At 72.1% G+C, this 25,848-nt stretch carries 29 protein-coding genes, 1 tRNA gene and 1 riboswitch; of the genes, 15 read left to right on the top strand and 15 right to left on the bottom strand.

Annotation, left to right across the window (positions count from 1 at the left end):
* Positions 1-11: 11 nt before the first annotated feature.
* Positions 12-299, top strand: coding sequence for a hypothetical protein (locus DEJ21_RS17985; RefSeq protein ID WP_146247735.1), 288 nt, complete (start codon positions 12-14; stop codon positions 297-299).
* Here the strand turns inward: DEJ21_RS17985 and DEJ21_RS09930 are convergent.
* Positions 241-816, bottom strand: a complete 576-nt coding sequence (locus DEJ21_RS09930; RefSeq protein ID WP_111224465.1) for a TetR/AcrR family transcriptional regulator — start codon at positions 814-816, stop codon at positions 241-243. The two genes, DEJ21_RS17985 and DEJ21_RS09930, sit on opposite strands and share 59 nt — an antisense overlap.
* Before the next feature lie 77 nt (positions 817-893).
* Here DEJ21_RS09930 and DEJ21_RS09925 point away from each other — a divergent pair, with 77 nt between their 5' ends.
* From DEJ21_RS09925 to DEJ21_RS09905, 5 genes are all read left to right on the top strand, one after another.
* Positions 894-1,784, top strand: coding sequence for an SDR family NAD(P)-dependent oxidoreductase (locus DEJ21_RS09925; RefSeq protein WP_111224464.1), 891 nt, complete (start codon positions 894-896; stop codon positions 1,782-1,784).
* Between the two features lie 97 nt (positions 1,785-1,881).
* Complete coding sequence (locus DEJ21_RS09920; RefSeq protein WP_258374995.1) at positions 1,882-4,329, top strand: GH92 family glycosyl hydrolase; 2,448 nt, start codon at positions 1,882-1,884, stop codon at positions 4,327-4,329.
* A gap of 67 nt (positions 4,330-4,396) precedes the next feature.
* Entirely contained in the window at positions 4,397-4,675 is a 279-nt protein-coding gene (locus tag DEJ21_RS09915) for a hypothetical protein (RefSeq protein WP_111029039.1), read from the top strand.
* Entirely contained in the window at positions 4,672-6,543 is a 1,872-nt protein-coding gene (locus tag DEJ21_RS09910; protein WP_111224462.1) for an alpha/beta hydrolase, read from the top strand. The genes DEJ21_RS09915 and DEJ21_RS09910 overlap by 4 nt, the downstream gene beginning before the upstream one ends.
* Before the next feature lie 100 nt (positions 6,544-6,643).
* Complete coding sequence (locus DEJ21_RS09905) at positions 6,644-7,090, top strand: hypothetical protein (RefSeq protein ID WP_246552451.1); 447 nt, start codon at positions 6,644-6,646, stop codon at positions 7,088-7,090.
* A 34-nt stretch (positions 7,091-7,124) separates the two neighbouring features.
* Here DEJ21_RS09905 and nagA read toward each other — a convergent pair whose 3' ends face one another.
* The 6 genes from nagA to DEJ21_RS09875 all read right to left on the bottom strand — a co-directional run bounded on the left by nagA (position 7,125) and on the right by DEJ21_RS09875 (position 12,068).
* Entirely contained in the window at positions 7,125-8,291 is a 1,167-nt protein-coding gene (gene nagA, locus DEJ21_RS09900) for an N-acetylglucosamine-6-phosphate deacetylase (RefSeq protein ID WP_111224461.1), read from the bottom strand.
* Positions 8,288-8,695, bottom strand: coding sequence for a YrdB family protein (locus DEJ21_RS09895; RefSeq protein WP_110861851.1), 408 nt, complete (start codon positions 8,693-8,695; stop codon positions 8,288-8,290). The genes nagA and DEJ21_RS09895 overlap by 4 nt, the downstream gene beginning before the upstream one ends.
* An 8-nt stretch (positions 8,696-8,703) precedes the next feature.
* Positions 8,704-9,564: a formyltetrahydrofolate deformylase gene (purU, locus tag DEJ21_RS09890; protein ID WP_110861849.1), complete on the bottom strand. Its 861-nt coding sequence runs from the start codon at positions 9,562-9,564 to the stop codon at positions 8,704-8,706.
* A gap of 91 nt (positions 9,565-9,655) precedes the next feature.
* Positions 9,656-11,011 carry an MFS transporter gene (locus DEJ21_RS09885; RefSeq protein WP_220036568.1) on the bottom strand — a complete coding sequence of 452 codons (1,356 nt, stop codon included), beginning with the start codon at positions 11,009-11,011 and terminating at the stop codon, positions 9,656-9,658.
* 111 nt (positions 11,012-11,122) lie between these two features.
* Positions 11,123-11,557, bottom strand: a complete 435-nt coding sequence (locus DEJ21_RS09880) for a MarR family winged helix-turn-helix transcriptional regulator (RefSeq protein ID WP_204166160.1) — start codon at positions 11,555-11,557, stop codon at positions 11,123-11,125.
* A gap of 55 nt (positions 11,558-11,612) precedes the next feature.
* Positions 11,613-12,068 (bottom strand): MarR family winged helix-turn-helix transcriptional regulator, encoded by a 456-nt coding sequence (locus tag DEJ21_RS09875; protein WP_111224460.1) that lies wholly within the window; start codon positions 12,066-12,068, stop codon positions 11,613-11,615.
* Between the two features lie 75 nt (positions 12,069-12,143).
* Here DEJ21_RS09875 and DEJ21_RS09870 point away from each other — a divergent pair, with 75 nt between their 5' ends.
* Complete coding sequence (locus DEJ21_RS09870) at positions 12,144-13,016, top strand: NAD(P)H-binding protein (RefSeq protein WP_111224459.1); 873 nt, start codon at positions 12,144-12,146, stop codon at positions 13,014-13,016.
* 43 nt (positions 13,017-13,059) lie between these two features.
* Here the strand turns inward: DEJ21_RS09870 and DEJ21_RS09865 are convergent, their stop codons facing one another.
* Positions 13,060-13,533 (bottom strand): DUF2017 family protein, encoded by a 474-nt coding sequence (locus DEJ21_RS09865; protein WP_111224458.1) that lies wholly within the window; start codon positions 13,531-13,533, stop codon positions 13,060-13,062.
* Positions 13,530-13,835, bottom strand: a complete 306-nt coding sequence (gene clpS / locus DEJ21_RS09860) for an ATP-dependent Clp protease adapter ClpS (protein WP_071404706.1) — start codon at positions 13,833-13,835, stop codon at positions 13,530-13,532. The genes DEJ21_RS09865 and clpS overlap by 4 nt, the downstream gene beginning before the upstream one ends.
* A gap of 38 nt (positions 13,836-13,873) precedes the next feature.
* Positions 13,874-13,958: riboswitch (ZMP/ZTP riboswitch) on the top strand.
* Positions 13,959-14,054: 96 nt separating this feature from the next.
* Between clpS and glyA the strand changes: the two genes are divergently transcribed.
* The 3 genes from glyA to DEJ21_RS09845 all read left to right on the top strand — a co-directional run bounded on the left by glyA (position 14,055) and on the right by DEJ21_RS09845 (position 16,825).
* Positions 14,055-15,332, top strand: coding sequence for a serine hydroxymethyltransferase (glyA, locus tag DEJ21_RS09855; RefSeq protein WP_017888107.1), 1,278 nt, complete (start codon positions 14,055-14,057; stop codon positions 15,330-15,332).
* Positions 15,329-16,264, top strand: coding sequence for a tetrahydrofolate dehydrogenase/cyclohydrolase catalytic domain-containing protein (locus DEJ21_RS09850; protein WP_111224457.1), 936 nt, complete (start codon positions 15,329-15,331; stop codon positions 16,262-16,264). Before glyA ends, DEJ21_RS09850 begins: the two co-directional genes overlap by 4 nt.
* Before the next feature lie 111 nt (positions 16,265-16,375).
* Entirely contained in the window at positions 16,376-16,825 is a 450-nt protein-coding gene (locus tag DEJ21_RS09845; RefSeq protein ID WP_111224456.1) for a hypothetical protein, read from the top strand.
* Positions 16,826-17,024: 199 nt separating this feature from the next.
* Here DEJ21_RS09845 and galK read toward each other — a convergent pair whose 3' ends face one another.
* Together galK and galT are read right to left on the bottom strand one after the other, a co-directional pair.
* Complete coding sequence (galK, locus tag DEJ21_RS09840) at positions 17,025-18,164, bottom strand: galactokinase (RefSeq protein ID WP_111224455.1); 1,140 nt, start codon at positions 18,162-18,164, stop codon at positions 17,025-17,027.
* Positions 18,161-19,258 (bottom strand): galactose-1-phosphate uridylyltransferase, encoded by a 1,098-nt coding sequence (galT, locus tag DEJ21_RS09835; RefSeq protein ID WP_027466639.1) that lies wholly within the window; start codon positions 19,256-19,258, stop codon positions 18,161-18,163. Before galT ends, galK begins: the two co-directional genes overlap by 4 nt.
* Before the next feature lie 64 nt (positions 19,259-19,322).
* Between galT and DEJ21_RS09830 the strand changes: the two genes are divergently transcribed.
* Both DEJ21_RS09830 and DEJ21_RS09825 read left to right on the top strand, forming a co-directional pair.
* Entirely contained in the window at positions 19,323-20,177 is an 855-nt protein-coding gene (locus DEJ21_RS09830) for a DeoR/GlpR family DNA-binding transcription regulator (RefSeq protein ID WP_111224454.1), read from the top strand.
* A complete protein-coding gene (locus tag DEJ21_RS09825) occupies positions 20,174-21,106 on the top strand; it encodes an aldose 1-epimerase family protein (RefSeq protein ID WP_111224453.1) in 933 nt (310 codons plus the stop codon). The genes DEJ21_RS09830 and DEJ21_RS09825 overlap by 4 nt, the downstream gene beginning before the upstream one ends.
* Positions 21,107-21,194: 88 nt before the next feature.
* Here DEJ21_RS09825 and DEJ21_RS09820 read toward each other — a convergent pair whose 3' ends face one another.
* The 4 genes from DEJ21_RS09820 to DEJ21_RS17980 form a co-directional block, all read right to left on the bottom strand.
* Complete coding sequence (locus tag DEJ21_RS09820) at positions 21,195-21,515, bottom strand: hypothetical protein (RefSeq protein ID WP_027466636.1); 321 nt, start codon at positions 21,513-21,515, stop codon at positions 21,195-21,197.
* 176 nt (positions 21,516-21,691) lie between these two features.
* Positions 21,692-22,528 carry an SGNH/GDSL hydrolase family protein gene (locus tag DEJ21_RS09815; protein ID WP_181435842.1) on the bottom strand — a complete coding sequence of 279 codons (837 nt, stop codon included), beginning with the start codon at positions 22,526-22,528 and terminating at the stop codon, positions 21,692-21,694.
* Positions 22,529-22,617: 89 nt separating this feature from the next.
* Positions 22,618-22,690 (bottom strand) — tRNA-Lys (locus tag DEJ21_RS09810).
* Positions 22,691-22,743: 53 nt separating this feature from the next.
* Complete coding sequence (locus DEJ21_RS17980) at positions 22,744-22,905, bottom strand: DUF2207 domain-containing protein (RefSeq protein WP_138801981.1); 162 nt, start codon at positions 22,903-22,905, stop codon at positions 22,744-22,746.
* Positions 22,906-23,032: 127 nt separating this feature from the next.
* Between DEJ21_RS17980 and DEJ21_RS09805 the strand changes: the two genes are divergently transcribed.
* The 3 genes from DEJ21_RS09805 (at position 23,033) to DEJ21_RS09795 (ending at position 25,675) form a co-directional block, all read left to right on the top strand.
* Positions 23,033-23,662, top strand: a complete 630-nt coding sequence (locus DEJ21_RS09805; RefSeq protein WP_027466634.1) for a hypothetical protein — start codon at positions 23,033-23,035, stop codon at positions 23,660-23,662.
* A 541-nt stretch (positions 23,663-24,203) separates the two neighbouring features.
* Entirely contained in the window at positions 24,204-24,803 is a 600-nt protein-coding gene (sigK, locus tag DEJ21_RS09800) for an ECF RNA polymerase sigma factor SigK (protein WP_027466633.1), read from the top strand.
* Positions 24,800-25,675 (top strand): anti-sigma factor domain-containing protein, encoded by an 876-nt coding sequence (locus DEJ21_RS09795; RefSeq protein WP_071404715.1) that lies wholly within the window; start codon positions 24,800-24,802, stop codon positions 25,673-25,675. Before sigK ends, DEJ21_RS09795 begins: the two co-directional genes overlap by 4 nt.
* Positions 25,676-25,848 lie beyond the last annotated feature (173 nt).

The following is a 25,848-nucleotide window of genomic DNA, read 5'->3' as shown; positions in this document are numbered from 1 at the left end:
AGGATGAACCCGTGGAACACCGCTCGCGCACCGTGCTCCGGGCCGCCCGTGATGCGGTGCTGGTGGTGGCCGGCAGCGTCGCGATCGGCCTGGTGATCGTGATCGCCGGACTGGGATGGCTCGACGACATGCCCTACCGGGGGCCCTCGACCGAAGCGGCCTACATCGCGGTCGCGGTGGCGGCGGTGGCCGTCTGCGGGTTCGGGGCGCTCGTGGGCCTCGACGCGATCAGGGCGTCGGTCAGCTCGTCGGACGGAGCCCGGCGAGCAGGATCTCGACGTAACGCTCCGGATCGCTGACCCGGGTGCCGCCGGCGACGGCCGCCTCGCGCAGCCCGCACAGCAGCCGTCGCAGGTCGTCGGCGTCGACGTCGGTCCGGACGAGCCCCTCGGCCCGTGCCCGAGCGAGCAGTGCGTCGACGGACACCACCAGGTCTCCGGCGAGGGCAGCGGTGTCGGCGCACGAGAACCCGCCGTTCGTCAGCAGGTCGCCGAGGGCCGCGTCGTCGACCATGCTCCGGAACGCAGCCGTCACGACCCCCCGGAGCGCGTCCACCGCGTCGTGCAGCGCGACGGCGACACGGACGAGGTCGAGCATGTCCTCGAGCGCGTCGATCGCGAGCGCCTCGAGCAGGTGCTGCTGCGACGGGAAGTGCCGGTAGGCGGTCCCGACACCCACACCGGCCTCGTGTGCAACGGCGTTGAGGAGCGGCTGCTCGCCCCGCTCGAGGAACGACCGGGCGACGTCGAGCAGCGCGGTCCGGTTGCGTTGCGCATCGGAGCGCAGCGCTTCGGGTCGGGCCATCGCGATCGTCATACGGACACTCTATCCACTTGTGCTAGCGTTCCGGATGGATCATCCGATTCCAGACGACGAGTGAGCAGGAGACGACCATGGACACCTTCGAGTGGGAACCGTCCGCGATGCCCGACCAGCACGGCCGGACCGTGGTGGTCACCGGCGCGACCGGCGGACTCGGGCTGGTGGTCGCGACCCGACTCGCAGCCGCCGGAGCACGCGTCATCGCGGCGGTCCGCAACCCCGACAAGGCGGCTCGCGTCCTGCCCGCCGGTCTGGAGGCACGGGTCGTCGACACCGCGTCGGTCGCCTCGGTCACGGCGTTCGCCCGGCAGCTCGCGGCGGACGGCATCGTCGTGGACGCCCTGGTGAACAACGCCGGCGCGACGCTCGGCGCGTTCGCGCTGACCGACGAGGGCATCGAGCGCACCTGGGCCACCAACGTCGTCGGCCCGGCCGTGCTCGCCGACGCGATGCTCCCGGTGCTCGGCGGACCGTCGCCCCGGGTCGTCCTCGTCGGGTCGAACCTGTCGCAGCGCACCCGCCGCGTGCCCGCACCGGGCGGGGTGGATGACCCGAGCGACTACTCCCAGCTCGCCGTGTACACCGACTCGAAGACGGTGGCGACGGCGCTCGCGGTCGACCTCGGTGAGCGGCTCCGCGAGGCCGGCTCGGACGTCCGCTCGGTCATCGCACACCCCGGCATCGCGGCGACGGGGATGAACGACCAGGCCGAGACCCTCGCGCAGCGCCTCGGCGGCATGATCGCCCGCAGCATGGCCCGGACCGCGGAGGACGGCGCTCGCTCGACGCTCTGGTCGGCCACCGCGCCGGACGTCGCCGAGGGGGTGTTCGTCGGGCCGGCGCTGCGTCGGGGTGACCGGCGACTGCACGTCGTGCCCGTCCGCGGGGCTGCCGCGGATCCGGTGTTCCGGCAGCGGGTCCGCACCTCCGTCGACGAGGTCGCCGCCCGCGCCGTCGTCTGACCGAGGCCGGGCCCGACGCCGAACCCGACGTGAACAGCGGGAGAGCGCTCGGTGATGCAGGCGGCGTCCCCCGTCCGAGGGGGCTAGCGTCACCGATGTGAACCGATCTCGCGTGCACCGTCGCCCGCTCGTCCGTCCGCTCCCGCTCGCCGCGGTGGCCACGATCGCCGCACTGCTGGGCACGGCGATCGTCGCCGCGCCGGCCGTGGCCACGCCCTCGACGCAGGCCGGGCGCACCGTCAGCGATCCCGCCCGGTACGTCGACCCCTTCATCGGCACGAGCAACAACGGAAACACCTGGCCCGGGGCCACCGCGCCGTTCGGCATGATGCAGTGGAGCCCCACGGGCACCGCGGGTGACCAGACGTCGACCCCGGTCGCGAACGGCTACTCGTACGACGTGAACCGGCTGCGCGGCTTCAGCCTGACGCACCTGAACGGTGCCGGGTGTGCTCCCGGGGCTGCCGGCGACGTGCCGATCATGCCGGTCACGACCCCGGTCACGACCTCGCCGTCGGCCGACTCGAAGGACGCCGTCTACGCCGCCGGGTACTCCCACGACCAGGAGTCCGCCAGCCCCGGCCGCTACGGCGTCACGCTCGACAACGGCGTCCGCACCGACCTGGCCGTGACCACCCGCGCCGGCGTCGGCGCGTTCACGTTCCCGGCCGGCAAGGACGCGAACCTGCTCTTCCGCACGTCGAACTCGATCAACGGCAGCGAGGCCGCGATCACCCGCGTCGACCCGCGCACCCGCACGGTCAGCGGCAGCGTCCTGACGGGCGGCTTCTGCAGCCGCCGCGCGAACGGCGGCGGCGCCACCAACCCGGACCGCCGCAGCTACTACCGCCTCTACTTCACCGCGACCTTCGACACGGCGTTCGCGAGCACCGGCACCTGGAAGGACGGCACGGTCCAGCCTGGAGGCACGTCCTCCTCCGGTGGGGAGGGCTACCTGACCGGCGCCGACCGCGCCGGACGCGGCTCCGGCGCGTGGGTCGGGTTCGATGCGCGTCGCGGAGCGACGGTGCAGGCGAAGATCGGCATCTCGTACGTGAGCGCGGCCGGAGCGGTCGCCAACCGTGACGGCGAGGTGACCAAGCGCTCGACCGTCGCCAGCGTGGCGGCCGGCACACGGGCCTCCTGGAACCGTGAACTGTCGCGCCTGCGCGTCGGTGGCGGCACGGCGGACCGGACCACCCAGCTGTACACGTCGGTCTACCACGCACTGATGCAGCCGAACACGCTGAACGACCGCGACGGTCGTTACCTCGGGCCCGACCTGCGGGTGCACCGGATGGACCGCGGACACCGGGCCGTCTACGGCACGTACTCCGGGTGGGACCAGTACCGGGCGCAGATCCAGCTGCTGGCCTTGCTGCGGCCGGACGTCGCCGGGGACATGGCGCAGTCGATGCTGCGGTTCGCCGAGCAGAACGGCGGCGTGTGGGACCGGTGGCTGCACCTCGGAGCGCCGACGCACGTGATGACCGGCGACCCCTCGGCCGCGACGCTCGCCACCTGGTACGCCATGGGCGTCCGGAACTTCGACGTCCGGGCCGCCTACGCCTCGCTCAAGCGCCAGGCGACGGTCGAGAACGCGGACGCCGAGAGCGACATCGGGTGCCCGGGGCAGTGCCTGGCGCAGCGGCCCGCACTCGACGAGTACCTGGAGCGGCAGTACGCGGCGAACGACGACTGCTCGTGCTGGGGTGGTGCGGCCGAGACGCTCGAGGACTCGATCTCCGACAGCGCGCTCGGGTACTGGGCGGGTTCGCTCGGGCTGCGCTCGGATGCCCGGATGTTCGCGGAGCGTGGGACCTACTGGAAGAACACCTTCAACGCCGCCGTCGGCTACCAGGCTGCTCGTCAGGCCGACGGATCGTGGACGCCCGACTGGTCGCCCTCGACCGGCACCGGGTTCGCACAGGGCACCAGCGCGCAGTACACCTGGCTCGTGCCGCAGGACGTGCAGGGGCTGTCGAGCGCGCTCGGCGGTGACGACGCCGCGACCGCTCGGCTCGACGACTTCTTCCACGACAGCACCGGTGCGTTCGCGGTGACCGGTGGCGACGCCACGAAGTTCGACCCGACGAACGAGCCCGACATCCACACGCCGTGGATGTACAACGCGCTCGGCAAGCCCTGGAAGACGCAGGAGACCGTGCGGCAGGTCGTGGACGACGCCTACTCGACCGGCCCAGGCGGCCTGCCGGGCAACGACGACCTCGGCACCATGAGCGCCTGGTACGTCTTCGCCTCGATCGGCTTGTTCCCGCAGACGCCCGGGCGAGCGGAGATGCTCATCGGCAGCCCGACGTTCAGCACGGTCGACATCCGGCGGTCGAGCGGCGAGCGGATCGTCATCCGGTCCTCGGGGACCGAGCCGTACGTGCACGGCGCCCGGTTGAACGGGTGGACGCACGAGCGGTCCTGGGTGCCGGCGTCCTTCGTGACGCGGGGCGGCACGTTGTCCCTGCGGGTCGGGGACACGGCGGACACGGGCTGGGCGAGCGGGGAGCGGGGGCGCCCGATCGACCGCTGAACACTGCTTGACACACCGTACTTCAGCGGTGATATGTTGACCTCCTCGGGGAACACGAGGGGGCACCATGGGGGATCTGACGGTCGACCTGCCGACCATGCAGGCGGTCGCACGAGCGGCGGGGCAGGCGGTCACCGACCTCCGCTCTGAGCGCCCGTTGTCCGGTTCGGACGGCGGCGCGTTCGGCTCGGGGGCTGTCGAGTCCGCGTTCGTCGCGTCGGCCAGGGCGCACGACGCGATGATCCGCTCCCTCGGTGACGACGCGGACACGCTGCGCGAGTACGTGACCGCCGCCGCCGAAGCGGTCCTGCGTGCGGATGCCGACCTCGCCCGGCGGGTCCGGTGAGCGCGGACCCGGTCGCGGGCGACCCGGACGGCATCCAGCGGATCGCCCGTCGGCACGACGACCACTCGGACGCGGTCCGTGACGGCGCCCGGCACGTGCTCGTCGCCGCGGAGCACGCGGCGTCCGGCTGGGCGGGGCGGGCGCAACAGCGGTTCCTCGTGACGGCGGCGGCGATGCCGGCGAGTGCCCAGCGCGTCGCGGCGCGGCTGGACGCGGCGTCGGCCGCACTCGCCACCTACGCACGCCAGGTGCGGGAGATCCAGGACGACGCCGCGAGCCTGCAGACGACCCGGCGGAACACCGCGGACGACATCGCGGCCAACCAGCGGGCGATCCGCGATGCCACCGTGGTGGCGTCCGGACCGGATGCGGTCGATTCGGACCGTGCGCTCCTGCAGCAGCTGGAGCGCAGCGGCGAGTGGTTGGCAGCGCTGGACGCTCGGCTGACGACGCAGTGGGACGAGCTCGTCGCCCGCCGAGCCGCAGCCGACCGAGCGGCGGCCTCCGCGCTCGAGGACCGGTCGGTGCTCGGCAAGCTGGTCTCCGCCACGGTCGTGTCCGCGATGAGCGACGGGCAGCTCCTCACCTGGCTCGGCACCCTCGACCCGGAGACCGTCGCCGCGCTCGGTGACGACGCACGGGTCGCCAAGCGGCTCGCCGGACTCGACCCTGCGCAGGTGGCCGGGTGGTGGCAGGCGATGTCGGGCGTCGACGGTGTGCCGTCCGCGGTCCAGCGGGCGTTCGTCGCGGCGATGCCGGCGGTCATCGGCAACCTGAACGGTGTCGCCTCCTGGGCGCGGGCACGGGCGAACACGACGGTGTTGGCTGATCGGCTCGCACACGCCCGGAAGCAGGTCCGCCACTGGCGAGGGCGGCACGACGCGGCCCGGAACCCGGCCGATGCGGCCGTGGCGCGCGAGCAGCTGCTCGTCTGGGAACGGCAGCGCGACGCCTACCGGAACATCCAGGACACCCTCACCACGACACCGGTCTCGCTGGTGGCACTCGTCGACGACCGTCCACCGCTCGCGCAGATCGTCGCGGGTGACCTCGACCGTGCCACGCACGTCAGCGTCATTGTGCCGGGCATGAACACCGCGACGTACCAGGACGGCACGGTGCAGGACTACGGAGCGATCGCCATCGGCATGCGTGCTGCGCAGGTTCGGGTGTCCGGTGCCCGCGCGGGCGACGTGGCCGTCCTGTCCTGGATCGGCTACCACCCGCCGATGGCCGACGACCCGTCCTTCCGGACCGTCCTGGCGGACGACCGAGCGCGAGCGGGCGCCGAGCGACTCGTCGCCGACCTCGACGGGTTCCACGCGGCACGAGCGGCCGCCGGGCGGGACGCCGACCTGACCGTCATGGGGCACTCCTACGGCACGACCGTGGCGACGATCGCCCTGACGAAGACGCACGCCGACCACGTGGTGCTGCTCGGCTCGGCCGGCGTGACGGACGACGTACCGAACGCGTCCGCGCTGCACGTGCCCGAGGGGCAGGTCTTCGCCAGCCAGGGCGCGAAGGACGGCTGGGCCGTCACCGGGCAGAACCTGTCCGGTCGGCGTGACCCGACCGAGTCCGCGTGGGACGCGCACGCGTTCAGCTCCGAGACCGAGGGTCGTGGGTCGGGCACCCTGCACGGCGTCACCCGCCACGGGCCGTTCGGCGGCGATGACGACGACGGCCGGTACTCCTACTTCGACAACGGGACCACCGCCCAGCACAACGCTGCACGAGCGGCGATGGGACTCGGAGACGAGATCCCCGAGCGGGGCGGCCCCTTCGACCGGATGCGGCAGCAGACCAAGGACGACTGGCTCATGTACGGCTGGCAGACCGGGGGCACCGGTGATCCGACGCTCTGAACCGCGGCGCGCCGCACTCGCCGGGACCCTGGTGGTCGCCGCACTCCTGACCGGGTGCACCGGCCCCACCCCGGACTCCCCGATGCAGAAGGACACGTCCATGAACGTCGAACAGTCGCACCAGGACGTCCTGGACATCTTCGATGCCGTGCGCTCGGCCGTCGGGCAGGACGGTTGGGGCGACGACGAACCCGCGTGGTTCATCTGCGGCACCGGCGACCAGGAAGCCGCCCAGTACTCGTACTCGGCCGCACGCAGGCTCCCGCTCCCGGGCACGCCCGACCAGGTCGCCCAGCGCGTCACGAAGGCGCTCGCTGCGATCGGGTACGACGGAGCCCGCGTGCAGCACGACGAAACGCTGACGCCCGAGCGCACCGTCGTCAGCTACCCGAACGGCTACCTCGGTGGGACGGCAGGGGACGGTTTCGCCGTCCTGTTCCAGGCGTACGAGTCCCATGCGGACGTGTCCATCTACGGCCACTGCGTCCCGGGCCGGGCCCCACGGTTCGGTGAGCCCCTCAACCCCCGCCCGACCGACCTGCCGTGACGTGTCCGAGCGAGCCCTCTGCGCCGTGCGCGCTTCAGCGCAGCTCGCGCCCGCCGCCCCACACACGCTGCACCTCGAGCGACGGCGACAGCGCCACGAGGTCGGCGGCGAAACCCGGCGCCAGCCGACCCAGACGGTCGCCGAGCCCCAGCGCGCCGGCCGGCACGCTCGTCAGCGCCGCCACGGCCTCGGGCAGGGTCCGCCCGGCGAGCGAGACCGCGTTGCGGAGCGCCACGTCCTGCGTCAGTGTCGACCCCGCGATGGTCTCGGTCCCCGCGACGTGCGCGACACCGTCGGTCACCGTGACGTCGAGCGACCCGAGCCGGTACGAGCCGTCCGCAGCGCCGGCGGCACCCATCGCATCGGTGATCAGCGCCACACGACCCGGCGTCGCCCGGAAGAGCGTCTCCGCCACGACCGGGTGCACGTGCACGGCGTCCAGGATGAGCTCGAGCGTCACGCGGTCGTCCGACACGGCGGCGCCGATCGGGCCCGGCGCGCGGTGGTGCAGCCCGGGCATCGCGTTGCAGGCGTGGGTCAGGATCGTCGACCCGGCGTCGAAGGCGGCACGGGCCTGGTCGTACGTGCCGACCGTGTGGCCGACGGCGACCGTGACGCCGGCGTCGACGAACCGACCGACGGCGTCGAGGGCACCGGGCAGCTCGGGCGCGATCGTGACCTGGCGGATGACACCCTCGCCCGCTTCGAGCAGGGCGTCGACCGCGGCGGGGGTCGGATCGATCAGGAACGACTCGTTGTGGGCGCCCTTGTTGTGCGGGGACAGGAACGGCCCCTCCAGGTGCACACCGAGCACGAGCGGGTCGGTCGCCATCACGGCGCGGACGTGGGCCAGCGACGCCGCGAGCGCGGGGACCGGGTTCGCGACGAGCGACAGGACGGAGCGGGTCGTGCCGTGCGAACGGTGCATCGCGAGCGAACGGTCGAACGAGTCGTCCTCGTACGCCTCGGTCGCCCCACCGTGCCCGTGCAGGTCCACGAAGCCGGGCGTCAGGACCGCGTCGCCCAGGTCGACGACCCGGTCGGCCACGGGGGCCTCGGGGCCGGAGCCGGTCGCGTGGATCGTGTCGCCGACGACCAGGACCCAGCCGTCGGCCGTGGTGCCGGCCGCGTCGACGACGCGGGCTGCGCGGACCAGCGTGCGCCGGGCCTCCTGGCCGGTCTGGAGGCCCGTCGTGCTCATGCGGTCTCCTTGCGGAACGCGATCACGCCGCTCAGGGCGGCGATCACGATGAAGACGATGCCGACGACCGGGTGGCCGATGGAGATCCAGGTCGCGCCTGCGGCGACGACCAGGGCGACCTCGACGATGGTCTTGCCGACGATGTCGGTCTCGATCGGGGAGCGCGGTGACCGGAAGAAGTACCAGACGACCGCGGCGAACAGCGGGGCCCCGACCATGAACAGGTAGCCGGGGAGCGGGAGCTGCCACGACCAGTAGCCCCAGAAGGCCAGGGACAGCAGTCCGAACACCATCACGGCGATCCGCAGGACCATCCAGGCCTCGAACCGCCGTCGCGGCTGCCGGACGGCGGCCGGGTCGGGAACCGATTCCCAGTCGACGGGGGACTGCGGGGCGTTGGTCATGGTGCTGCCTACTTGAAGATGATGGTGCGGGCGCCGTCGAGCAGGACGCGGTCCTCCGCGATCCAGCGCACCGCCTGGGTGAGCGTGCGGGACTCCTCGTCCTGCCCGATGGACACCAGCTCGGCCGGTTCCTTGGTGTGGTCGACGCGGACGACGTTCTGCTCGATGATCGGGCCCTCGTCGAGGTCGCTCGTCACGAAGTGCGCGGTCGCACCGATGAGCTTCACCCCGCGGGCATGCGCCTGCCGGTACGGGTTCGCGCCCTTGAAGCCGGGCAGGAACGAGTGGTGGATGTTCACGGCACGCCCCTCGAGTGCGGCGCAGAGCTCGGGCGACAGGATCTGCATGTAGCGGGCGAGGACGACGAGCTCGATGTCGTGCTCCTCCACCGCCTGCAGCACACGCCGCTCCATCTGCTCCTTCGACTCGGCGTCGGTGACCGGGCGGTGCTCGAACGGCACGGAGTAGAACGCGGCGAGCTCGGACAGGTCCGCGTGGTTCGACAGCACGAGGGGGACCTCGATCGGCAGCTGTCCACCGCGCTGCCGGTAGAGCAGGTCGTTCAGGCAGTGGCCCGCCTTCGACACGAGCACGAGGGTGCGCAGTGGACGACCGACCACGTCGAGCTGGACGCGGGCGTCGTAGCGGGCGGCGACGGGGGCGAGCGCGGCCTCGAAGGCGGCGCGGTCCACCGGCGCCATCACCTGCAGGCGCATGAAGAACGTGTTCGTGTCGGCGCTGGAGAACTGCTGCGACTCGGTGATGTTGCCCTGGGCGGCGACGATCGCTCCGGAGACGGCGTGCACGATCCCGGGCTGGTCGTCGCAGACGAGCGTCAGGGTCCAGTGCGTGGGGGTCGGGTCGGTCACCGGATCAGGGTACCGGCCGCGGGGGAGGTGCTTCGTGAGCAGGAATGGCCGAGTGCGTCGCGGCGACTCGACCATTCCTGCTCACGAAGCGTCAGGCGCCGGGCGCGGGCGCAGCGGCGCGCCCGGCGTCGGCGTCCCGCAAGCGCCGGTCGGCCAGGGTCAGCACGGTCAGGAGCACCGCGACGCCGAGGATCACCCACGCCAGCACGTGCAGGTCCGGTGTCGTCGGGGCCTGGCCGAACACACCGCCGATCAGCGAGGACGCCGCGATCGCCCCGATGTACACCGCGGTACGGGACAGCCCGGCCGCGGTGCCGATGTACTCCGCGGGGACGAGCCGGTAGAGCGCCGCCTGGTTCGACACCGACGCCAGGGCCTGCGGCACCCCGAACAGCGCCGGGGTCAGGGCGAGCAGGACGACGGGCGACCCGGTGTGCAGGAAGAGCAGGAGTACGCCGCCGAGGATCGGCACCAGCGCGGCGACGACGAGCGGCCCGCGGATCGCGGTCTTCCGTGCGACCACGAACGAGGCCACCCCGGCGACGATCGCTGCCGGCAGCTGGATGTACCCGGCGACGTCGCTCGGGTAACCCGCGACGTCCTGCACCCACTGCGAGAACCCGTAGGTCATCGTGTAGGCGAGCAGGTACGTCAGGAACAGGCGGCCGTACGTGCGGGACAACGCGCCGTTCCGGGCGAGCAGCCGCACGTCGACGAACGGTCGCACGGCCCGCAGCTCCCACGCCACCAGGGCGACGAGCAGCACGAGCGCCACGGCGAGCAACCACCACAGCCCGGCGGACAGGTCGAGCAGGAAGACGAGCAGCGCCGAGACGGTCCCGGTCATCAGCACCATGCCGAGCGGGTCGAGCGCCTGCAGCACCGGCAGGTCGGCGTCGTCGCGCGGACGCAGCCGGTCGGACGGCAGCCAGAGCGTCGCCACAACGATGCCGAACACCGCGAGCGGCACGTTCACCAGGAAGATCGCGTGCCAGCCGAACGCGGCGATGAGCGCCCCGCCGAGCGGTGGGCCGGCGGCGGCGGACACGAGCGACGTGATCGACAGCGCCCCGAGCACGAGCGGCGGCGTGGGCTTCCCGATCCGGACGGAGTGCTGCCGGAGGGTGGTGAGTGCCGCCGGGTACGCCGACGACGTCCCGATGCCGATGAGCACCCGGGCGAACACGGCGCCGCCGAACCCGGTCAGCACCTCGGGCACCACCCCGGCGATCCCGACGATGACGAGCCCGGTCAGGAACACCTTCTTCGGGCCGAACCGGTCGGCGAGCTTGCCCATCGTGGGCTGCGCGATCGCACTCGCCAGGTACAGGGCCGCGACGAGCCAGATCGCCTGCGCCGCACCGATGCCCAGGTCGCGGGAGATCGGGGTGAGGGCGACCGACACCATCGTGGTGTTGATCGGGTTGAGCAGGGGCCCGACGAGCACCGGGATGAGGAGCTTCGGGCCGAAACCGCTGCCCGTGGTCGTGTCGGGGGTCGTGGTGGTGGACGTGAGGGCGCTTCTTCCGGTTGCAGGATGGGACGAGGGGTGCGCGGGTCAGGGATCGACGATCGGCCCGAGCAGGTCCATCGCCCGCGCGACGACGCGGCGGTCCGTCTCGGGCAGGGTCGCGAGCCGCTCGGCGAGCTCGCGGTTCCGCGCGGCCCAGGCGGTCTGGCGCGCGTCCCGACCGGCCGCCGTCGCGCTGACGATCGATCGCCGGCCGTCCGTCGGGTCGGCCTGCCGCTCGGCCAGGCCGAGGTCGACCAGGGCCTGGACGGTCGCGCCCATCGACTGCGGTCGGACACCCTCGGCTCGGGCCAGGTCGGCGATGGTGGCCGGCCCGTGCCGCAGCAGGCGTCCGAGAGCGGCGGTCTGCGACGCCGTGACGTCGTCCGACTTCGAGGCCAGCAACGACCGCCGCAGTCGTCCGTGCATCGTCAGCACGGCGTCGGCCAGGTCGGTCGGGTCGGTCTCCGGTGCGTCGGTCACGCCCGGAGGCTAGTCCGTCACCAGCCCGCCTTGCAAGTTTGCCTTCTGATATCGCTCAGGGAACGGCGGACCCGTCGTCGCCCGCGTCCGGCTCGAGCAGCGGGAGCAGGGTCGCCGAGATCGGTTCCGCACCGTCGCCGAACCACGCGTTGCTCGCCCGGACGATCGGGTGGGCGCGTGCCAGCAGCGCCTCGCCCTGGTCGGTCAGCCGCATCCGGGAGGCCCGTCCCCGGCCCGGTGCGGCGCCCCGCTCCACGAGTCCCCGCGTCGAGAGCCCTCCGACGAGCGTCGTCATGCTCTGCGGTCGGACGCCGACCGCTCGCGCCAGGTCGGCCTGGCTGAGCTCGCCCGCCGCCGCGAGCTGGATGAGCGCCCCGAACTCCACGGGTGTCAACCCGAGCGGCGCCAGCTCGGCCGCGAGCCGGCGGGAGAGCGTCCGTGCGGCCCGGATCACCGTCCACGCCACGATGCCGTCGACGTCGTCGCGCGGGGCTGGGAGTTCGTGGGGCACGGGGCGATCGTACCGGCGTACGTTCTGGTATCAGGAAACTGATACCAGAATGGGTCAGCGGGACGAGGAGCAGACATGGGCGAGATCGTGGCGGTCACCGGCGTGACCGGGGACGTCGGGGGCAAGACTGCGGAGCTGCTGCGGGCGGCCGGGGTGACGGTGCGTGCCGTGGTCCGACGGCCCGAACAGGTCGACGCGCTCCGGGCGCGGGGCATCGACGGCCGCCTGGCCGACCTGGACGACGAGGACGCGCTCACCGCGGCGCTCGAAGGGGTCCACCGGTTCTTCCTCGTGACGCCGGTCAGCCAGCGGCAGCGCGAGCAGGGCACCACCGGGGTCCGTGCGGCGCAGCGCGCAGGGATCGGCCGGATCGTGCAGCTGTCGGGCGGGGACGCCGCCGAGCACTCCCCGATGTCGTGGGCGAGCGCCGCCTGGCACATCGACCGGCTGGTGCGCGAGAGCGGGCTGGCGTGGACGATCCTGCACCCCTCGTCGTTCATGACGAACGTGCAGCCCTCGGCCCCGGCGATCCGACGGGGGTGGTTCCCGCACACCACGGGCCGCGGGGTGATCGGCTGGATCGACACCGAGGACATCGCCCGGACCGCCGCCCGGGTGCTGACGGAGGACGGCCACGACGGCACCGAACCGGTGCTCACCGGGCCGGATCTGCTCGATGCACGGGGTGTCGCCGCCGCGCTCGCCACCGGGCTCGGCCGACCCGTGCGCGCCCTGCACCTGCCGAGCCGGGTCTACGCCGGTGTGCTGCGCGTGAGCGGCGTGCCCGCGTGGCAGGCCGAGGGGCTCCGGCAGCAGTTCGGCCGGGTCGTCCGCCGCGGCCTCGACGGTGTCGACGTGATGAGCGACGACGTCCGGCGCATCACCGGCACCGCACCCCGGAGCCTGACCGACTGGGCGCGAGCCCACCGCGACGACCTGCTGGGGTGACCCGTCGCGCCGGAGGTGATCCGGGCCTCCAGGCCGTGGGCCGTCAGCGCGACGTGAGCGTGACGACCAGGTGTTCCTGCACGTAGCCGAGCCAGTCGTAGACGTCGCGCAGGCCGACGCCCGCGTCGGCCTCGACGGAGCGCTCCTCGTCGTCGGCGTCCTCGATGCCCAGCCGGTCGGCGATCGTCAGCCGCAGGTCGGTGAGGGTGCGGAGCCACGCCTGCTCGTCCTCGGCGTCGAGCGAACCATCGCGGGTGCCCGTCAGCCAGTCGTGCACGATCGAGGCGTTCGTCGTCTTCTGCGTGAGCAGGTCGGACTGTGTGTACTTCCGGAACTCCGCGCTCGCTGCGTCGTCATCCGGGTAGGCATCCGGGAACATCCGCTCGCTGAGCGGGTCGGTGGACAGGTCGCCGCCGAGCACCTGCTGCAGCTGCTCGGTGAGCGAGGCGAGCAGGTCGCGCTCGCCGGAGGACAGGCCGAGGTGCACGCCGTCGGCGCGGCGGACGAACGGGATCACGCTTCGGGGGCCTTGTCGACGGTCGCCTGCAGCCCGTAGCCGTGCATGGACTGCACGTGGGCCTCCATCGACTCACGCGGGCCCGTCGCCACGATCGCCCGACCGTCGTCGTTGACCTGGTGCATGAGCCGCTCGGCCTGCTCGCGTGAGAACCCGAAGTGCCGCTGGAAGACGTAGGTGACGTACGACATCAGGTTCACCGGGTCGTCCCACACCACCGTCACCCACGGGGTGTCCGCCCGCGCACTGGTCCGTTCGTCCGTGGTGGTCCGTTCGTCCACGTCGGGCGAGAGCAGCGTCATGCATCCAGGGTGACACAGGGTGCGGTGGCTCGGTACGATCGTCAGGTCGCGACTGGCGTTGGATGGGTCACCATCGGGGAGCGACAAAGACACGGTGCGCGGCCGTACGCCTGGGCTGCACCGACCGACCGTCCGAGTGCGACCAGCTGGTCGTCCGCACACCGTAGGAGTCCCGTGTCCATTGCCGATCTGCCCCCGTTCGTCTCCGATTCGGCCGAGGTGGCCGAGCAGGCCGCCGCCCGGGCCGCCTTCAACGCCCCGCTCACCGAGGTCGACCCCGAGATCGCCGCCGTCCTGCAGCAGGAGCTCGGACGCCAGCGCGACACCCTCGAGATGATCGCGTCCGAGAACTTCGTGCCGCGCGCCGTGCTCGAGTCGCAGGGCTCCGTGCTCACCAACAAGTACGCCGAGGGCTACCCGGGCAAGCGCTACTACGGCGGCTGCGAGTACGTCGACGTCGCCGAGCAGCTCGCCATCGACCGTGCCAAGGCGCTCTTCGGCGCCGAGTACGCGAACGTGCAGCCGCACTCCGGCGCGACGGCGAACGCGGCCGTCCTGCACGCCATCGCCTCGGCCGGCGACACCATCCTCGGCCTCGAGCTCGCGCACGGCGGTCACCTGACCCACGGCATGAAGCTCAACTTCTCGGGCCGCATCTACAACGCCGTGGCGTACGGCGTCGACCCCGAGACGTTCGAGGTCGACTACGACGACATCCGCGCCAAGGCCATCGAGCACCAGCCGAAGGTCCTGATCGCCGGGTGGTCCGCCTACCCGCGCCAGCTCGACTTCGCGAAGTTCCGCGAGATCGCGGACGAGGTCGGTGCGAAGCTCTGGGTCGACATGGCGCACTTCGCCGGCCTCGTCGCCGCCGGGCTGCACCCGTCCCCGGTCCCGCACGCGCACGTCGTCTCGTCGACGGTCCACAAGACCCTCGGCGGCCCCCGCTCGGGCATCATCCTGTCGAACGACGAGACCCTGTTCAAGAAGCTGAACTCCGCGGTCTTCCCGGGCCAGCAGGGCGGCCCGCTCATGCACGTGATCGCCGCGAAGGCCACCGCGTTCCTGCTCGCCGGCACCCCGGAGTTCAAGGACCGTCAGGAGCGCACGATCCGTGGCGCCCAGGCCCTCGCCGCCCGCCTGACCGCTGACGACGCCAAGGCCGCGGGCATCGACGTGCTCACCGGCGGCACCGACGTGCACCTGGTGCTCGTCGACCTGCGCGCGTCCGAGGTCGACGGCAAGCAGGCCGAAGACCTGCTGCACGAGGTCGGCATCACCGTGAACCGCAACTCCGTGCCGTTCGACCCGCGCCCGCCGATGGTCACCTCGGGTGTCCGCATCGGCACCTCGGCGCTGGCGACCCGCGGCTTCGGCGACGCCGAGTTCACCGAGGTGGCCGACATCATCGCGCTGACCCTCATGCCGAACCCGGACGTCGCGGCGCTCTCGGCCCGCGTGAAGGTCCTGACCGACGCGTTCCCGCTCTACGCGTGAGCGGTTCGGTCAGCGCGGCGCTCCCGCGCGAGCTCTGGGCCGGTGCGGGCAGTGCCGTCCGCATCGACGGCACCGCCCTCGCCGCCCGGACGCTCAACGAACTCCGGGGCCGGATCGACCGCCTGCACGAGCACGGCATCCGTCCGGGTCTCGGCACGATCATGGTCGGCTCGAACCCCGGCTCGATGTCCTACGTCGCGGGCAAGCACCGCGACTCGGCGTCGATCGGGCTCGACTCGCACCGCATCGACCTGCCCGAGACGGCGTCCGCTGCCGACATCCGGGCCGCGATCCTGCAGATGAACGACGACCCCCGGGTCACCGCGTTCATCGTGCAGCTCCCGCTGCCGCAGGGCATCGACCCGACGCCGATGCTCGAGCTGATGGACCCGTCGAAGGACGCCGACGGGCTGCACCCGACGAACCTCGGCGAGCTCGTGCTCGCCGTACCCGGTGGTGCCGGCACGATCGACGCACCGCTGCCGTGCACCCCGCGGGGCATCGTCGCGATGCTCGACGCGTACGAGATCCCCATCCGCGGCGCACACGTCACGATCATCGGGCAGGGGCTGACCGTCGGACGACCGCTCGGCCTGCTCCTCACGCGGCTCGAGGCGACCGCGACCCTGACGCACTCGCTGACCGCCGACGTCGCCGCGGAGTGCCGTCGCGCCGACATCATCGTCGCCGCGGCCGGGGTCGCCGGGCTCGTCAAGCCCGACTGGGTGCAGCCCGGTGCCGCCGTCATCGACGTGGGGATCACCCGCGTGGTCAACGAGGAGACCGGCAAGGCGAAGCTGCACGGCGACGTCGACCCCGCCGTCGCGTCGGTCGCGGGCTTCCTGTCGCCGACCCCCGGTGGTGTCGGGCCGATGACCCGCGCGATGCTCATGAAGAACGTCGTCGAGGCCGCCGAGCGCCAGCTGTCGTAGCGCGGGCGGTCGCGGTCGCGCGCCGATGGTGTGCAGCAATGGTCGGGTGGCGTCATCGCACCCGACCATTGCTGCTCACGAAGTGCGCCCAGCCGGTGCTACGGTCGCGGCATGGGGGACGAACGACTGCAGACGACGCCGGTGATGCGAGCCCGGCCCGAGCCGTCGCAACTGACCAAGGACGCCCGGTGGCTCATCGTCATCGTGGCGCTCTGCGTGCTGTTCCAGGCTCCGGGGTCGACCTGGTCGATGACACTCGCGCACGCCGGCCAGGAGTACACGTTCACGTCGGGCCCCTGGTTCGGATGGACGCTCGCGACGGTGGCGTTCGCGGTCGCGGGGTTCGTCGTCGCGATCGCCCGCCGAGGTGCAGCCCGGTTCGACGAGCACACCGTGATGGGCCTGACCCTGGCCGCCGTGCTCGGGACCACCGCCCTGGTGTGGTTGCTCATGCCGGCGCAGACCGCGTGGGTGGAGTGGGCCGTGGAGCACGGTCGGACGCACCCGTTCGTGCTCGGGAACGTCGTGGAGCACGTCCGGTACGCGGACTCCCTCGGCTGAGCAGGCGGGGGCGCGCTGCGGTCGGGGCTGTCGGGGTGCTGCCGTTCTTTCGCGCTGCGCGACAGTCCACGGGCTGGTCGCCGCGTGACCTGTCGCTGAGCGCGAAACGTCGAGCGGCCGAGCGGCCGAGCGGCCGAGCGGCCGAGCGGCGGAGCGGCCGAGCGGCCGAGCGGCCGAGCGGCCGAGCCCGCCGCAGCCGTCAGTCGCGCCGGGCGCCCTGCGCGGCGTGCACCGTGAACACGTTCGGCTCGCGGAACCCGGCGTCGGCGAAGGCGGCGGTGACGGCGGCGGTGATCGCCCCGCGTGACTCCTGGTCGACCAGCGCGATCGCCGCACCGCCGAACCCACCACCGGTCATGCGCGCACCGACGGCACCCTGCTCGACGGCGGTCGCCACGGCCAGGTCGAGCTCCGGCACGGAGATCTCGAAGTCGTCCCGCATCGACTCGTGCGACGCGACGAGCAGCGAACCGATCGCCCGGGGGCCCTGTTCGCGCAGCGTGCGGACGGTGTCGAGGACGCGCTGGTCCTCGGTCACGATGTGCCGAACGCGGCGGAAGGTCTCGTCGTCCAGGAGCTCCTGCGCCCGAGGGAGGTCCTCGACGCTGACGTCACGCAGGGCCTCGACCCCGAGCACCCGCGCACCCTTCTCGCACGAGGCCCGACGAGCCGCGTAGCCACCGGTCGCGTGGGCGTGCTCGACGCGTGTGTCGATCACCAGGACCTCGAGCCCGTTCGCCTCGAGCGCCAGGTCGACGACGGCGGTGTCGAGCGTGCGGCAGTCGAGGAACACGACGGCGTCCTGCTCGCCGAGCAGCGAGGCGGACTGGTCCATGATCCCGGTGGGGGCACCGACGGCGTGGTTCTCCGAGTACTGCCCGACCCGCGCCAGGGTCTTCCGGTCGAGGCCGAGTTCCCACAGGTCGTTGAAGGCCAGCGCGACACCGCACTCGATCGCCGCACTGGACGACAGGCCCGCACCGACCGGCACGTCGGACTCGATGAAGACGTCGAACCCGGTCTTGTCGTCCAGATCGGCACCGGCCTGCTCGCGCAGGGCCCAGGCGATCCCGAAGACGTAGGCCGACCAGCCGTCCATGGCCTCGGGCGACAGGTCGTCGAGGGACAGCGCCACCGGCTCGCTCGAGGCGTCGAAGGCGGAGGCGACGCGGATCGTCCGGTCGTCGCGCTGCGCGATGGAGGCGGTGGTGCGACGGTCGATCGCGAAGGGCAGCACGTAGCCGTCGTTGTAGTCGGTGTGCTCACCGATCAGGTTGACGCGACCCGGGGCGGAGTACCGCACCGTCGGCTCGTACCCGTAGACCTGCTGGAACGTCATGCGCGCTCGACTCCCTGTCGGATGAACTCGGCCGCCTTCTCGGGCACGAGGTCCCCGATCCAGGCGCCCATGGCGGCTTCGCTGCCGGCCAGGAACTTCAACTTGTCCGCCGCACGTCGCGGCGAGGTGATCTGCAGCATCAGCCGCACGGTGTCGCGGGCGGTGTGCACCGGTGCCTGGTGCCACGCGGCGATGTACGGCGTCGGGTCGCCGTAGAGCGCATCGAGCCCGCGGGTGAGCCGGAGGTGCATGTGGGCCAGCTCGTCCTTCTCGGCGTCGGTCAGGCCCGCGAAGTCGGGGACGTGGCGGTGCGGCAGCATGTGGATCTCGATGGGCCAGCGCGCGGCGAACGGGACGAAGGCGGTGAAGTGCTCGCCAGCGAGGACGACCCGCTCGGAACCCCGCTCGTTCGCGAGGTGCTGCTCGAACAGGTCCGGACCGAACCGTTCGATGCTCGCGAGCAGGCGCTGGGTGCGCGGCGTGATGTACGGGTACGAGTAGATCTGCCCGTGCGGGTGGTGCAGCGTGACACCGATCGCCTCGCCCCGGTTCTCGAAGGGGAACACCTGCTGGATGCCCGGCATCGCGGAGAGTGCGGCGGTACGGTCGGCCCAGGCTTCGACGACGGTGCGGGCACGCGACTCGGAGATGGAGGCGAAGGACCCGGAGGTCTCGGGTGAGAAGCACACGACCTCGCACCGGCCGACCGAGCGGAGCTGGCGGTTCAGGCCGACGTCGCTCAGGGACTCGAGCGACTCGGGGGCGTCGTCGGCTTCGAGCAGCGGGCCGAACGACGGCGATCGGTTCTCGAACACGGCGACGTCGTAGCGGCTCGGGATCTCGGACGGGTTGGCCGGGCTCTGGGGTGCGAGCGGATCCTGGTCGGCCGGCGGCAGGAACACCCGGTTCTGCCGGGACGCCGCGATCGAAACCCACTCGCCCGTCAGGACGTCCTGCCGCATCCGCGCCGTCTCGGGCCGCGGGTCGAGCACGCGCTCGTCGATGCTGCGTTCTGCGGGCAGCGTCGAGTCGGCGTCGTCGAAGTAGAAGAGGTCGCGGCCGTCCGCGAGCTTCGTCACGCGCTTGGTGATCACCGGAACAGCCTAGCGCCGATCCGAAGCGTTGCGAAAGACATCGGAAGCAAGCGAAACTGTCCACATGACGGACGCCGACCTCTCCTTCCTCGCCGGCGCGCTGCCCGCGCCCCTGCGGCAGGACCGCATCGTCGCGATCGTCGACGGCGCCCCCGGCATGGTCCGGACGGCCGCGTTGGCCGCGTCCCTCGGCACCAGCGAGGTGACGGTCCGCCAGGACCTCGCCGTCCTCGACCAGGAGGCCCGGATCCGGCGGGTGCACGGAGGCGCGGTCCGCCTCGGGGCCGGGTCCACCGAGCGCCCCTTCGAGGAGACCGCCGTCGAGCACCAGGTGGCCAAGGCCGCCATCGGCCGTGCGGCCGCTGCGCTGGTCCGCCCGGGGGAGTGCGTCGTCCTCGACGTCGGCACCACGCCGGCCGCCGTCGCCGAAGCCCTCGTGGCGCGCACCGAGCTCACCGGCGTCACGGTCGTCACGAACTCCCTCACCACGGCGCTCGCGCTCGAGCGAGCTGTTCCGCGCTTCACCGTGATCGTCACAGGCGGCACCCTCCGGCCCCTGCAGCACTCGCTCGTCGCCCCCTTCAACGGCGCGGTCCTGCCGATGATCGCCGCGGACCTCGTGTTCCTCGGCGGGACCGGACTCGACGTCGACCACGGCCTGACGAACGTGAACCTGCCCGAGACCGAGGCCAAGCGGATGCTCGCGGCGACGGCCCGGCGTACGGTCGTGGTCGCGGACGGGTCGAAGTTCGGCCGGGCCCACATCGGGGTCGTCCGTGCGCTCGAGGACATCGACGTCGTCGTCACCGCCGAGGCCGACGCCGCCGCGGTCGCCACGATCCGGGCTGCCGGGGCTCAGGTGGTCGTCGCCGACGGCGAGCAGCACACCAAACCAGCCGGAAGGACGAACACCCCATGACCGCAGCACCCACGGGTGGCCAGTACCGCCTCCACCACGCCGGACCCGACGGGGTCGTCGAAGCCGTGGTCACCGAGGTCGCCGCGGGCATCCGCGAACTCCGCGTCGCCGGCTTCGACATCACCGAGCCGTTCCCCGTGACCGAGCAGCCGCCGGGGGCGAACGGCATCGTCCTGGCGCCCTGGCCGAACCGCGTGGCCGGTGGTGTGTGGGAGCTCGACGGGAAGCGGCAGCAGCTCGACATCTCGGAGCCCAAGTACGGCAACGCGTCGCACGGACTGCTCCGGTTTGCCCCGTACCGGGTGGTCTCGCAGACCGAGACGTCGATCCAGCAGGAAGCGACGATCCACCCGCAGCACGGGTGGCCCTTCACCCTCGAGACGCGCGTGCTGCACGAACTCGTCGACGACGGCATCCGTGTCACGCACGAGGTCACGAACCGCTCGGGCGTCCGCGCACCCTTCGCCGTCGGCGCCCACCCGTACCTGCGTGCCGGTGACACCCCCGCCGACGACCTGGTCGTCACGCTCGACGCCGCGACCGCCTTCACCGTCGACGAGCAGAAGGTCCCGAACGGTTCGGTGCCGGTCGAGGGCACGCCGTACGACCTGCGCCAGGGGCGACGTGCCGGGGACTCGGACCTCGACACCGCCTACAAGGACGTCACCCCCGACGCCGACGGGATCCGCCGGACGACGATGCACGGGCCCGAGGGCGACGGGGTCGAGCTCTGGCAGGACGCCTCGTTCCCCTACGTGCAGGTCTTCACCTCGCGCGAGTACCCGCGGGGCGACGGGAAGGGCCTCGCCGTCGCGGTCGAACCGATGACGGCACCCGCGAACGCCCTGAACTCGGGCGAGGGCCTGCGCTGGCTCGAGCCGGACGAGATTTGGACCGGTTCGTGGGGGATCCGCCGCGTCTGGTCCTGAGGACTCCGGTCGGCGTGCACCGCCGACACGAGGAAGGCCCCGCCGGGTGTCCGGCGGGGCCTTCGGTGTTCGTGTCGGACGCCGGGCGTCAGCCGCGGCGCATCCGGAGTGCTTCGACCGCGAGGGACTCGGTCGCGTACCGGCCGACCTCGTGCGCCCACGCCGGGTCGTCGCCACGGAGCGCGATGAAGTCCTTGCGCTGCCGGCAGACGTAGCCGAGCACGGCGGTGGCCGTCGCGACCTCGATGAAGTCCTTGCGGATGTGGCGGGTCGTGACCTGGGCGTTGCGGCGGAGCGTGTCGAGCAGGAGCTCGTTGCTCATCGTCGTGTTGGTCGCTGCTGCGAGCTCGACGATGCGGCGCGCGTCACCGGTGGTGCTGGTCTGCGTGGCTTCGATGGGCTCGATCACGGTGTACCCCGTTCGTTCGTGGTGGTGCTGTGCTGCAGGATCCGGTGATCGGATCCGGGAACGACACTATCGGCGGCAGCCCAACAATCCGCTGAGGGCGGGCTGTGGTGGGCAGGGGATCTCCCATGAGCCGGCTGGGGACGGGTTGTACCCCGTTCAGGAGCAGATGGCGTCGCTCAGACGCAGCGGGCGCTGCCGACGGGTGCGCCGAGGGCGTCGAGGGACTCGCTGACGCGGTCCGCCAGGTACTGGTAGCCGGCGTCGTTCGGGTGTCCGCCGTCGACGGCGGAGTACCCCGGGCTGTTGCTCGACGTGAACCACCTGCCGGCGAGGGCGTCGATGTACGGCACACCGGCGGCGGCGGCACCCGCGGAGACCGACGCGGCAACGCCGACGGTCGAGTTCGCCCACGGCAGCGGTGCTGACGGGCCGAGCGCGACGACGACGGCGTCCGGCCAGGTCTGCTGCGCCGTGCGGAGGGTCCGCTCCACCGTGGCGCGGAGGGTGTCCGAGTCGACGAGCCAGTCGTTCTGGCTGCCCTGCACGATCACGAGCTGGGGGTCGAACGAGGCGTGCCGCTCGAGGCGTGGCCCGTACGTGTAGTGCGACGAACCGGTCCGACCGGTGTCGACGTAGCCCGTGCCCGGGTACCCGTCGATCTTGGCCGTCCACCCACGGTCCTCGCTGAGGTCCTGTGCCCAGCCGCGAAGTCCGCTGGCCGAGCCCCGACCCGAGGTGTACGAGTCACCCACGATCAGGACGCGTGACCCGGGCTCGATCGCCGCAGCGACGCGATCGGCCGAGACGCCGGGGGCAGCGACGGCCGAGGCCGAGGTCGACGAGGACACCGGCTGGCAGGCACTCGAGACGCTCGGCAGGATCAGCAGGAGTCCGGAGACCCCGAGTGCCATCGCGCCGAGGGCGAGTGCCGGCACCAGCTTCCGGCGGCGTCGGCGCATCGTCGCCGGGCCGGTGGGGGTGCCCGGCCGCTCGCGCTGCGATCGTCGGCCCATCGAGGACATTCTAGACAGGAGCTCGTGGGTGGGCCCCGTGGGGCTCGAACCCACGACCCTCGGATGAAAAGCCGGCGTTCAGGAAGGTGTGGGCCCCGTGGGGCTCGAACCCACGACCCTCGGATTAAAAGTCCGGTGCTCTACCAACTGAGCTAGAGGCCCTCACCCGCAAGGCTAGCGGGTGAGGGCCTCCGGGACGGAACCGTCGGTCCGGGTCAGCCCCGACGTCCGGTGAGCGAGCGCAGCAGCCACGCGATGACCGCGATGACCAGCAGCACGATGCCCACCCAGAGCAGGAACTTGAGGCTCGCAGCGAACCCGCCGACGAACAGCAGGATGACTGCGATCACAGCCAGGATGATGAGCAGGGCGTTCATGGAAGATCCTCTCCTTCACGTGCAGGGAGGAGCGCCTCCCTGCCGGAACACGGTACGCGTGGCGCAGCTGTTGCGTTCTGGGCGAACGGGACGCGGGCGTGTCACCGGCCGCGCCTACACTGCTGCGGTGCCTCGCGATCACCACCGTCCCGTCCACTTCACCGACGCCGAGTTCGCCGCCATCCAGGGCGGTGAGGACCCGGCGCTCGTGAACCGTGTCGCGCACGAGACCGCGAACGCCCTGCTGCACCGCGTGCGCGAGGACCCGGACCCGGCCGTGGTCGAGCGGCTCGTCACCTACACCGACGTGCACGGCATCGACGCCATCGCGGAGCTGTGGGCGCGGGTCGGGGCGCACACCCTGCCGGGGGCGCTCTGGCGGGTGTACCTGGTGCGCATCGTCATCCGGCAGAACCCGGAGGAGATCGCGTACCTGTTCGAGCGGGGCACGGCGCAGATCGGCACGATCGACCAGGCGGTCGCGGGTGCCGAGGAGCCGACGGGCCCGGCCGAGATCCTGACGCTCGCCGACCGCATCCTGCACGGGCTGTACACGGGCGACCTCGCGGTGGCGCTCGACCGCGGGGCGTCGTTCTGCCGACTGACCGCCGCCGGCGCGACAGCCGTGGCGGACGAGTCCGACCTGGTGGCGTCCGAGCGCGCGAGCGAACTCACGACGCGGGCGCTCCGCCTGACGGAGCTGGCTGCCGACCTGACCGAGGCGGCGGCGCTCTGGCGCCGCGACAGCCTGGACTGAGCGAGCGGCGGGGCGGACCCGCACCGGGCCTCCAGGCCAGGATGCGCAGCAGCGCGATGCCGCGCACGGCCAGGACCGCGCAGCAGAAAACCCGGACGCGACGGCGTCCGGGCATGAAAAGACCGGGCCGCAGAAGCGCCTCTCGGCGCGAGGCCGCTCGAAGCGGCGAATTTTGGAGCCCGGGGCTTGCTGCGGCCCGGCGAGACCAAGTCTACGAGACGTCGGCTGATCCCTCGACCCTGTTCACTCATGGTGGACAGAACCGGCCCCGGGCGTGCCCGCGCGCACCCCGGTGCAGGCCCGCCGCGCCCATCCCGCCGAGAAATCCCGACCCCCATCCAATCCACAGCGGGGACCGCACCGAATCATCTGCGTGACGGACGGAATGCCCGTCACGAAGCGAGAGGCCCGGTGTGACCCGGACCGGCACCGCCGGTCAATTCCCTGTGGGTCACGCCGGCCCCTCGTCTCGACCGCCCATGCGGAGGCTTCGTGCTACCCGCCTGGTCAACGAAAGCAACCGAGAGGAGGGAAACCTGCAATGCTTGCCCTCGTGGATAGCGACACCGAACGCTGGAGCTCGTCAGAGCCAGCTCAGGCATCGCCGGACGACCTCCTCGCCCGGGTCGCCGCCGGTGACCAAGCCGCCTTCGCGGACCTCTACGACGCACTCTCCGGTCGTGTCCTCGGTCTGATCACGCGCCTCCTCCGGGACCGCGCGCAGTCGGAAGAGGTCACGCAGGAGGTCTTCCTGGAGGTCTGGCAGCAGGCCACCCGCTTCGACCGGAAGCGTGGGACGGCCGCCAGCTGGGTCCTCACCATGGCCCACCGCCGAGCGGTCGACCGGGTCCGTGCCTCGCAGTCGTCGCACGACCGCGACACCAAGATCGGCATCCGCGACCTCGAGGCCGGTTTCGACCAGGTCTCCGAGTCCGTCGAGATCCGCATCGAGCACGAGCGCGTCGGCCGAGCGCTGGCGAAGCTCACCGAGTTCCAGCGGCAGGCCGTGCAACTCGCGTACTACGGCGGCTACTCGCACAGCGAGATGGCCGAACACCTCGGTGTCCCCATCGGCACCGTCAAGACCCGTCTCCGTGACGGGATGATCCGACTCCGAGACGAGATGGGGGTGACCTCATGACCGAACGCCACGACGACCCCGCACTGATGACGGGTTCCCACGCACTCGACGCGCTGTCCGACGACGAGCGCGCGCTCCTCGAGGACGCCCTCCGGACGTCCCCCGAGCTGCAGGCCGAGAACGACTCGCTGCGCGAGACCGCGCTGCAGCTCGCCTACGCCGTCGCGCCGATCGAGCCCCCCGCGTCGCTCAAGGCGTCGCTGCTGGCCCGGATCGCGACGACCCCCCAGGCTGCGCCCCTCGCCGACACGACGGTCGACCAGACCCCGGTCGCCGAGACCACCTCCGTCCAGGAGGCCCGTCCCGAGCCCGCCAGGCACGTCGCCTCGATCGCCGACGGCCCCACCGCCGGTGGCCGGGCATCGTCCGAGGCCCGCCGCCGCTGGTTCCAGCGTCCGGCGGTTATGCTGACGGCCGCAGCTGCCGTCGCCGCGGTCTTCTTCGGCGGACTCGGCGTCGGGTCGATCTTCGACCCGAACGGCTCCGGCACCGGCACCACGCAGGCCTCGAGCGGCCTCGACCGCATCTACGCCGCCTCGGACTTCCAGCGCACGACGACCAAGGTCGCGGGCGGCGGTTCGGCGACGGTCGTGTGGTCGAACGACCTCGGCAAGTCCGCGGTGATCCTCGACGGTGTCGAGCAGGCGCCGAAGGGCAAGACGTACGAGCTCTGGTACATCGGCTCCGAGGAGCAGGGCGGCACCATCAAGTCGGCCGGCCTGGTCGACGGTGCGGCCGACGGCGTGCACTCCGCCGTGCTCAAGGGCGCGATGTCCGAGGGTGCGACGATCGGCATGACGGTCGAGCCCGAGGGCGGTTCCGAGCAGCCGACCACCTCGCCGATCATGGCGGTCCCCACCACCACGGCCTGACGCCTCGGGCGGTCCTGCTGGACTGCCACCGACGCAGAACGACGAAGCCGCTGTCACACGACAGCGGCTTCGTCGTTCCGCGTCAGCGTCGTGATCGCACCGTGGCGCCGGGCACGACCACGAACGCCGTCGCAACCAGGAAGGCCCGGTGCGCGTCCGTGGCGGACGTGCAC

Origin of the sequence: Curtobacterium sp. MCSS17_006, assembly GCF_003234215.1 — a bacterium.
Lineage (GTDB): Bacteria > Actinomycetota > Actinomycetes > Actinomycetales > Microbacteriaceae > Curtobacterium > Curtobacterium flaccumfaciens.
The sequence above is the reverse complement of the archived record's forward strand: the minus strand, read 5'-3'. Positions and strand labels throughout refer to the sequence as shown.